The organism is Pseudomonas sp. HMWF006, from assembly GCF_003061205.1.
GTDB lineage: Bacteria > Pseudomonadota > Gammaproteobacteria > Pseudomonadales > Pseudomonadaceae > Aquipseudomonas > Aquipseudomonas monsensis.
On sequence record NZ_QAIU01000503.1, the window covers coordinates 21,210 to 30,311 of the forward strand.

Annotated in this window: 9 protein-coding genes and 1 pseudogene; 2 read left to right on the forward strand and 8 right to left on the reverse strand. The window is 60.3% G+C overall.

All coding sequences use genetic code 11. The annotated features are described in order from the left end of the window. From DBR24_RS33280 to DBR24_RS22385, 3 genes are all read right to left on the reverse strand, one after another. Positions 1 to 346 (reverse strand): response regulator transcription factor (locus DBR24_RS33280; protein ID WP_371921343.1); only part of this gene is annotated, 346 nt, incomplete at its 3' end. Next, entirely contained in the window at positions 343 to 1,236 is an 894-nt protein-coding gene (locus DBR24_RS22380) for a sensor histidine kinase (protein WP_123466469.1), read from the reverse strand. The genes DBR24_RS22380 and DBR24_RS33280, both read right to left, overlap by 4 nt. Positions 1,237 to 1,728: 492 nt before the next feature. Continuing rightward, positions 1,729 to 2,199 carry a hypothetical protein gene (locus DBR24_RS22385; RefSeq protein WP_123466468.1) on the reverse strand — a complete coding sequence of 157 codons (471 nt, stop codon included), beginning with the start codon at positions 2,197 to 2,199 and terminating at the stop codon, positions 1,729 to 1,731. A 453-nt stretch (positions 2,200 to 2,652) separates the two neighbouring features. Here DBR24_RS22385 and DBR24_RS22390 point away from each other — a divergent pair, with 453 nt between their 5' ends. Then, positions 2,653 to 3,588: a chemotaxis protein CheV gene (locus DBR24_RS22390; protein WP_003226705.1), complete on the forward strand. Its 936-nt coding sequence runs from the start codon at positions 2,653 to 2,655 to the stop codon at positions 3,586 to 3,588. 142 nt (positions 3,589 to 3,730) lie between these two features. Beyond that, positions 3,731 to 4,537, forward strand: coding sequence for an MOSC domain-containing protein (locus DBR24_RS22395; protein ID WP_128615829.1), 807 nt, complete (start codon positions 3,731 to 3,733; stop codon positions 4,535 to 4,537). Positions 4,538 to 4,607: 70 nt separating this feature from the next. On the opposite strand, the gene DBR24_RS22400 is transcribed toward DBR24_RS22395, so the two are convergent. The 5 genes and pseudogenes from DBR24_RS22400 to atuD form a co-directional block, all read right to left on the reverse strand. Continuing rightward, on the reverse strand, positions 4,608 to 4,892 hold the full coding sequence (locus DBR24_RS22400; protein WP_007940055.1) for a pyrimidine/purine nucleoside phosphorylase: 285 nt from the start codon (positions 4,890 to 4,892) through the stop codon (positions 4,608 to 4,610). A gap of 106 nt (positions 4,893 to 4,998) precedes the next feature. Further along, on the reverse strand, positions 4,999 to 5,541 hold the full coding sequence (locus DBR24_RS22405; protein WP_128615830.1) for an exonuclease domain-containing protein: 543 nt from the start codon (positions 5,539 to 5,541) through the stop codon (positions 4,999 to 5,001). 70 nt (positions 5,542 to 5,611) lie between these two features. Next, positions 5,612 to 7,573, reverse strand: a complete 1,962-nt coding sequence (locus DBR24_RS22410; protein ID WP_128615831.1) for an acetyl/propionyl/methylcrotonyl-CoA carboxylase subunit alpha — start codon at positions 7,571 to 7,573, stop codon at positions 5,612 to 5,614. Positions 7,574 to 7,692: 119 nt separating this feature from the next. Further along, positions 7,693 to 8,490: an enoyl-CoA hydratase/isomerase family protein gene (locus DBR24_RS22415; RefSeq protein ID WP_128615832.1), complete on the reverse strand. Its 798-nt coding sequence runs from the start codon at positions 8,488 to 8,490 to the stop codon at positions 7,693 to 7,695. Beyond that, positions 8,487 to 9,102, reverse strand: a pseudogene (gene atuD, locus DBR24_RS22420) (citronellyl-CoA dehydrogenase); the annotation flags it as partial. The pseudogene atuD and the gene DBR24_RS22415, both read right to left, overlap by 4 nt.

Sequence of the window (9,102 nt, forward strand, 5' to 3'; positions counted from 1 at the left end):
GCGCGTGTTCGAGTTCGGTGGCCGTGGTGTCCTTGAGCAGGTAGCCGTGGGCGCCGGACTCCAGCGCCTGCATGATCAGGGCGGGGTCGGTGTGCATCGACAGGATCAGCACTTTGCTCTGCGGGCGCACGCGTTTGAGCCGTTGCAGGGCTTCCAGGCCGCCGGTTTCTTTCATGGAGATATCCAGCAACACGATATCGGGATTCAGTTGCTCGACCATTTCGAGCAACTGCGAGCCGTCATTGGCTTCGCCAATCACCGCGTAACCGGGAATATCCAGCACCAGAGCGCGCACGCCGGCCCTGATCAGCGAGTGGTCATCCACCAGAAGTAAGTTGCAAGTCAACGCATAACCTTATTCGTACTGGCCCGCTCGAGTGCCCGAGGCGCCCAGGGGAAGAGTGCTTCGATTCGAGTGCCTTTGCCAGGCTCACTGCTGACGCTCAGGGTGCCACCCAGTTGCTCGATCCGTTCGGCCATCCCGGCCATGCCGCGTTGTCCTTCTCGCCCGGGATCGACAGCCGGGGCGAACCCCTGACCGTCATCGCTGATCAGCAACGTCAGGCCTTGCGGCAACCGTTGTACACGAATCAGCAGATTTTTCGCCTGGGCGTGACGCAGAATATTGGTGACCGCTTCCTGGGTGATTCGAAAGGCGGCGACCGCCATTTCTTCCGGAATGCCATTGAGCCGCTGCTGGCAATCAAGGCTCCAGTGCACGTTGGTGTTGGCCATGGTCTTGAGCAAGTGCGCACGCAGGCTGGCTTCAAGACCGAGACTGGTCAACTGTCGTGGATTGAGAATGGCCGAAACATCGCGCACTTTGTTCAGCGTTTCTTCCAGGGTGTCGCACAGGGTTGTGCAGTGTTCCTGCAGATCTTCCGGTATTCGCCTTTTCAGCCACTCACTCTGCAGCTTGGCGGCCGTCAGCAATTGACCGATATCGTCGTGCAGTTCGCGACTGAGTCGGTGACGCTCGTTTTCCTGAACTTCCAGCAAGCGGTCGGCGAGTTCCTGTGGCTGGAACTTGATCGATTTGCGCGACAGCCGATATTGCACCCAGACACACGCGGTCGCGGCGAAGTTGAGCAGCAGCAGCCCGACGTGAACGGGCGCGGAAAAACCATAGGTCAGCAGACTGCCAAGCGCTGCCGCGATACACAGTATGAGTGTGAACCGGCGGGCGTTTTCCCGGGAAGGTGGCCATGTGATGATTGACTTGAGGCTGGCGTACATAACGGATGGAGCCAATGGATGTTCGCTGCGGGTAGATCGACCGGTCGCGGGCGGATCTCTGTCTGGAAATACTGTCAATAATGTTATTGGTTTCAACGCGGATCAGTAAGCGAAAGTTGACGGCAAACTTTGCATGATTGTCGATCACTGAAGTCACTGTGCCATTAATTGAAAGCAACTAATGGGCGGCATAATACCACTTAAGATACCGTTGGTCGCGTTTGCTATATATGTCCAATGAGTCAGGAAATACGCCGTGTTGGACGCGAGTTCCATTATGGAAACCCCGTTTAATTGTCTTGCGTGGATATCGCCGGCAGCGCAAGTTGATGGCTTTAGCTGCACACAGGAAAACCCTGAGGTCGCCGGAAAAGATCCGTCTCGGTCAGGCGCAATTATTTAATTCGTTATGTCGCTGGCAGGTATGAACTATTCATTTGCGACATGTGGCATGGCAGTCTCACTGAGCAGCTCAGTGTCTACTCGCGCCGGTCAGGCCTGTCGCTCCGACCAGGAAAGGGGCGCCAAACGTTTGCCCGTCATGGCTGGCTGGAACCGGGTCTGGCCGACCTGGAAGGCAAATGCCTCGATCAGCGAAGCCTGTTCGCTTTCATCGAGGCTCAGCTGGCCGGTGCTCGGATCGACCAGCTCAAGCTGCCAGGCCATCAAGGTCAGGCAGTCCTGCAAGGCTTGCAGCGCCTGTTCGTGCAGGTCGATCTGATCCTGGGCCTGAATGAGCAGATCGTGGATATTCAGGGAAAACTCGGACACCGCCTCAAGCGCCAGGGCCTGGGCCCGGCTCGCGAGTTTGAGCAGCGTGCTGAGCATGCAGTCGATGGCGTCCTTGTCATTGCTGATCAGTTGCAGGTGACTGAGGCATTCTTCGGACTTGGCCAGGAGCGTTTCGGCCTCGACAAGAAATTCGGGGAACCGCTGGGTCCACTCTTTACGGTCGATAGGCATGCTTATCTCCACAACGTCATGTCTGATGAGGGAATGCCGTGTGTGCCGACGATCATGCACCGTCGCGAGATCGCGCCCCACTGCGCAGGTGCACAGATCCGGGGTTTCGAGAGGATGTGTTTCCACTGACCTGCGATCGCACACAATAGCCTGACTCCGTTCATGCAATGAGAATGGCGTCACATTAATGGCTATTGGATATTGCGAACATCAGGTTGGGCCTGATTGTGACTAGGGGAATCCCTTAGGCGCGGGAACCTAACGTGCGAACCGAGGTCGCGCCGTCAGGACTGTAGCAAATGAAATCACGAGAGCCAGTAAAGCATGATGTTAATGTGACATCAATGCCCGGCTGTGGCATTTTGATGGCGAATTTTGCGGGAATCAAGATTCGTTATTTACCGCCGATAACCCTTCTTAGTGAATTCAACAGAACAAGCCCAGGAGTCATTGATGGCCGGCATTCTCGACACGGTAGACCAACGCACGCAACTGGTGGGTGAGAATCGCCTGGAAATTCTCATGTTTCGACTGGCCGGACGCCAATTGTTCGCAATCAACGTGTTCAAGGTGCAGGAAGTCCTGCAACTGCCGAAACTGACCTTGATGCCACAACGTCACCCGTTCGTGTGCGGTGTGGTCAATCTGCGCGGGCAGACCTTGCCGGTGATCGACCTGTCCCAGGCGATCGGCATGCGTCCGTTGGTGCCCGGGCCGAACAGCACGATCATCGTGACCGAGTACAACCGTTCGGTGCAGGCGTTCCTGGTCGGTGGCGTGGACCGCATCGTCAACATGAACTGGGAAGCGATCCTGCCGCCGCCGACCAGCGCCGGCCGCCAGCATTACCTGACGGCCATCAGCAAGGTCGACGATCAACTGGTGGAAATCATCGACGTCGAGAAAGTGCTCGCCGAAATCGTCCCGTACAACGCCAAGGTGTCCCGCGACAAACTCGATGATCCGGTGCTGGAGCGCGCCCGTGGCCGTGAAGTGCTGCTGGTGGACGACTCCAACGTGGCGCTCTCGCAATTGCGCGACACCCTCGGCCAGCTCGGGGTGAAAATGCACATTGCCAGCGACGGTCTGAAGGCGCTGAACATGCTCAAGGCCTGGGCTGACACCGGCGTGAACATGACCGACAAATTGCTGATGGTCTTCACCGACGCGGAAATGCCGGAAATGGACGGCTATCGCCTGACCACCGAAATCCGTAACGACCCGCGCCTGCGTGGGCTGTACGTGGTGTTGCACACGTCTCTGTCGGGCAGTTTCAACGACTCGATGGTGAAGAAGGTCGGCTGTGACAACTTCCTCTCCAAATTCCAGCCGGACAAACTGGTCGATGTAGTGCGTCAGCGTCTGATGCTGGATGAAGTGCCGGCCTGATCACACCACCCCACGGCATCCGTAGGCGCTGTCGAGTGAAGCGACGCTGCGCCTGCGTTGTCGTGCAGTGCCCGGACTCAGGCTTTGATTCGCAGATAAAGCTCGTATAGGGTGGCTTTCTTTAGCCACCAGGGAGCTGGCCATGCTGCGTCTGAGCGCGCTTTATCGTTACCCGTTGAAATCCGGCAAGCCCGAGATTCTGCAATCGATTGGCCTGGACAAACTGGGCCTTGAAGGTGACCGCCGCTGGATGCTGGTGGACGAGGCCAGCGGACGGTTCCTGACCCAGCGCGCCGAAGCGAAAATGAGCCAGCTGGCGGCGCTGTGGAATGCGCAGGGCGGTTTGACCCTGAGCGCTCCCGGGCACGCAGCGCTGGAGGTGCCATTGCCTGAGGCTGATTCCGACCTGCGCGGCGTGACCATCTGGCGCGATACCTTGCGCGTTCCGGATGCCGGCGAAGACGCGGCCCGCTGGGTCAGCGAGTTCATTGGCAAACCCACGCGGCTGGTGCAGGTGCCACTGAGTCGCGCTCGCATGACTCAATCCGGTTATGGCCATGAGGACGACCAGGTTGCGTTTGCCGACGGCTTCCCGTTGTTGCTGATCGGTGAGGCGTCGTTGCAGGACCTGGTACAAAAGGTTGGGCGGCCGCTGGAGATGCTGCGTTTCCGACCGAATCTGGTGATCGAGGGCAGCGAGGCGTTCGCCGAGGATGGCTGGAAGCGGATCCGTATCGGTGATGTTGAGTTCCGGGTCGTGAAGCCGTGCTCGCGGTGCATTCTGACCACCATCGATCCGCAGACCGGCGAGCGCAGTGCCGATCGCGAACCGCTGGCGACCTTGCAGAAATACCGTGCCCAGGCCGACGGCGCAATGTTCGGGCAGAATCTGGTCAACGACAGCAAGGGTCAGTTGCAAGTCGGAATGCCGGTGGAAATCCTCGAGTAACCGGCCCTGAAATGAAAATGCCCGTGTCCTTGGACACGGGCATTTTTTTGCGCCGGGAAAAACCGCGGTATCAGCCGCGGTATTCGCACAGGTAAGCGGTGTCGACGGCGACTTTCAGCTGGAACTTGCTGTTGGCCGGAACGTTGAACTGGCTGCCGGCGGCGAAGGTTTCCCAGTCGCTGCTGTCCGGCAGTTTGACCGTCAGAGCGCCGGAAACGACGTGCATGATTTCGCGCTGGCTGGTGCCGAATTCGTATTCGCCCGGGGCCATGACGCCGATGGTCGCCGGACCTTCAGCAGTGCCAAAGGCGATCGACTTGACGGTGCCGTCGAAGTACTCGTTGACTTTAAACATGGGCGATTCCTCGAAAAAGGGCTAAAAAATGGAGGCGGCCAGTATGCACAAGGCTTCTGGCGCCGTCACCTGCCTGGCAACTGTCCAGTGAGTTCTCGAATTGACCCTAGAGTGGCAAGACCAGCGGCAGCAACCGCGCAGTGTTGCGCGCATCTTCCAGGGCGCGATGCTGTTGGCCACTGAACTGCAAGCCGGCCAGTTGCAATGCACCGTTGAGGCCCAGCGGTCGCTCCAGGCGTCGCGCCTTGGCAAAGCGCTGCTTGAGGTTCATGTGCGGCACCCGGCTCAAACCGCTGTCGAGTTGCAGGCGCTGCCACTCTTGCAGCAATTGCTTTCGGTCGTAATCGCCCCAACTGGCCCAGCCTTCGAGCCGCGCCTGATGCTGGGCGAGCCAGCGTTCGAACGCCGGCCAGACTTCGCTTAACGGCTGCGCAGCGTCAATATTGGCCTGGGTGATGTGCGTCAGTTCACGGCAAAACGGCGTCAGCAAGGGCCGCCGAGTCGGTTTGACGAAGCGCTGAAAGTGATCCTGCTCGCGTCCGGCGCGATCGACGAGTGTTGCGCCGATCTCGATAATTTCCATCTCGGTGACCGGCCAGCCCCCCTCATCGGTGGTGGCTTCCAGATCTATGACCAGCCAGTGTGGCATCGCAGGGTTCCTGATTTCCGCGTCCTGATTCATCAGAGCGTAGTCAAACCCGGCGTTTGTGTCTGGGCGACTACTCGACCTGCAACAGAACCTGACGATTTTTTACCTGATCGCCAACCTTGACCTGCACCCGCTTGAGCACGCCGTCGATGCCGGCCTTGAGCGGATGCTCCATTTTCATTGCTTCCAGCACCACCAGCAGCTGACCTTTGCTGACCGCGCTGCCTTCGCTGACCAGGACGTCGACGATGGCGCCGTCCATCGGTGCCTTGAGGGTGCCGGAACTGACGCTGATCTGACTGCTGATGATGGCGTGAGTTCGATCCTCCAGATGCAGACTGCCGGGATGGACGAACAGCCACAGTTGATCGGCCGCCTGGCGAAAAGCATGGCGTTGCTGCAGGCCATCGATTTCCAGGGTCACTGAACGTGCATTGCAGTTGATGAGTTTCAGTTCGAATGTGCGCTCAAGCACCTGTACCTGAAAACAGCCATCGCGCCCGGCATGCAGTTGCAGCGTCCAGTCCTGGTCGTCGAGGCCGAGGCGATAATGCAGCGGCACACTGGCGTTGTTGCGCCAGCCTTTCAATGAGGTGCGATGCCCTTGGGCGGCGGCCTGGTAAAACAGGACGGCGGCCATTGCCAGTTGCTCGGCACTCGGCACGTAGCGATGCAGGCTGGGGTGATCGCTGAAGTACTCAGGGATGAACGCCGTGCTGAATTCGCCACGGATGAACTGCGGGTGCTGCAGCAGGCTGGCCAGCAACCGTTGATTGCTTTGCACACCCAGCAACACGCTGTCCTGTACCGCCCGCAACAGTTTGCGCCGGGCTTCGTCGCGGGTCGCGCCGTGGGCGATCAGTTTGCCGAGCATCGGGTCGTAGAACGGGCTGATCGACTGGCCTTCGTACAGGCCATGATCGATGCGGGTGCCGGGTTGCAGCGCCGGTTCCCACGCGGTGACGCGACCGGTCTGCGGCAGGAAATCCTGCGCCGGATCTTCGGCATAGAGGCGCACCTCCATGGCATGGCCGTCGAGCAGGACCTGGTCCTGCGTCAGCGGCAGTGGTTGCCCTTCGGCGACCAGTAGCTGCCAGGCGACCAGGTCCAGCCCGGTGATCAGTTCGGTCACCGGATGCTCCACCTGCAGCCGGGTATTCATCTCCAGAAAATAAAACTGCCCACGTGCGTCGAGCAGAAACTCCACGGTGCCGGCGCCGACATAGTTGACAGCGCGTCCACCCTTGAGCGCCGCTTCCCCCATGGCCTGACGCAGCTCGGCGGTCATCACCGGGCACGGTGCTTCTTCGATGACTTTCTGATGGCGGCGCTGGACGGAGCAGTCACGTTCGCCGAGGTAGATGAGCTGGCCATGTTGATCGCCGAACACTTGCACTTCGACGTGCCGCGGTTCGATCAGCGCCTGTTCGAGGATCAACTCGTCGCTGCCGAACGCGCTCATCGCTTCCGAGCGGGCGGTGCGCAGTTGCGCCGGCAAATCGGCTGCGCTGTGCACCAGGCGCATGCCGCGACCACCACCGCCGGCACTGGCCTTGATCATCAGTGGATAGCCGATGTGTTCGGCTTCGCGCAGCAAAGTCGCATCGTCCTGCGCGGCGCCCTGGTAGCCCGCGATGCACGGCACGCCGGCGTCGAGCATGGCGATTTTCGACAGGCGCTTGCTGCCCATCAGCTCGATGGCCTCGGCACTCGGGCCGATAAAGGTCAGGCCAGCCTCTGCGCAGGCCCGGGCGAACCCGGCATTTTCCGAGAGGAAGCCGTAGCCGGGATGGATCGCGTCGGCGCCGCTACGGCGCGCGGCGTCGAGGATCGCCGGGATGTTCAGGTAGGACTGTTGCACCGGTGCCGGGCCGATGTTCACTGCCTGGTCGGCCATCTGCACGTGCAGAGCATCGGCGTCGGCGTCGCTGAACACGGCGACCGTGCGATAGCCCAGAGCCTGGGCGGTGCGCTGGATGCGGCAGGCGATTTCACCGCGGTTGGCGATCAGGATTTTGTGGATGGCGGGCATAGTCATGTTCCTGAAATTGTGGCGGTGAATGTGTTGGCCTCATCGCGTGCAGGCTCACTGCTACAGATAGTGTGAGTGACGCAAATCCCCTTGTAGGAGTGAGCTTGCTTACGATGCTTTTAAAGGGCCCACCCGGGTTTACGCTTTTGCACAAAGGCCATGGTGCCCTCGATCCCTTCGGCCCCGGTTACCGCTTCGCTGAACCACTGCGCCGCCTCATCCAGCAATTCACTCGACGGTTGCCCGGCGCTGGCCAGCAGTAACTTCTTGGTCATGGCGTTCGCCTCCGGTGCGCAACACAACACATGCTGCAGAACCTCATCGAGGCGCTCGGCCAGCGCCTGCGGGTCCTGCTCGACAAAGTGCACCAGCCCCAGGCGTCGCGCCTGATGGCCGTCGAAGCGCGCCGCGGTCAGTGCCAGTCGGCGGGTTTCGGTGAGGCCGATGCGCTGCACCACAAACGGGGCGATCTGCGCCGGCAGCAGGCCGAGGCTGGTTTCGGGCAGACCGAACTGCGCCTGGTGATCGGCGATGGCGATGTCACTGACGCAGGCCAGGCCGAACCCGCCGCCCAGCACTGCGCCCTGTAGCACGGAGATCAGCACTTGCGGCGCGTGCTGAGCTTCCTCCAGCAGGGCGCCGAAAGCGCGGTTCAACTCGCGATAGGCTGCAGCCCCCTGGGCGCGGGCATTGGCCATGTCTTTGATGTCGCCACCGGCACAGAAATGGCCGCCGGCGCCACTGAGCACCAGAGCGCGAACACGGCGGTCATCCCGCACAGCCGCCAACACCGCACGCAGTTCCGCAACCATCTGCAGGCTCATCGCATTGCGGCTGTCCGGGCGATTGAGGGTGATGTGCAACACGCCGCCATGTTCTTCGAGCAGCAGGGTCTGGCAAGTGGGCAGGGGGCTCATTTGTTTTTCCCCGGCAGTATGCCCATCAGTTTGCAGATGATCCCGAGCATGATTTCGTCGGCGCCGCCGCCAATCGACACCAGCCGCACATCGCGATAGGCGCGGGCTACCGGGTTGTCCCACATGAAGCCCATGCCGCCCCAATATTGCAGGCAGCTGTCGCTGACTTCGCGGCCGAGGCGTCCGGCCTTGAGCTTGGCCATCGACGCCAGACGCGTGACGTCCTGGCCCCTCACATACTGCTCGGTAGCCTGATAGACCAGCGCGCGCAGGCATTCGATTTCAGTCTGCAACTCGGCAAGGCGGAAGTGGATCACCTGATTGTCGATCAGTGCGTTGCCGAAGGTCTTGCGCTCCTTGCAGTACTCGATGGTGCTGTCGACGCAATATTCCAGGCCCTTGATCATGTTCGCCGCACCGAACAGGCGTTCTTCCTGAAACTGCAGCATCTGCATCATGAAGCCGGCGCCTTCGTGGCCGATGCGGTTGCGCTGCGGCACGCGAACGTTATCGAAAAACACCTGGGCGGTTTCCGAACTGCGCATGCCGAGTTTGTCCAGGTGCGAACTGAGGCTGATCCCCGGGGTGTTCATCGGCACCATGATCAGTGAC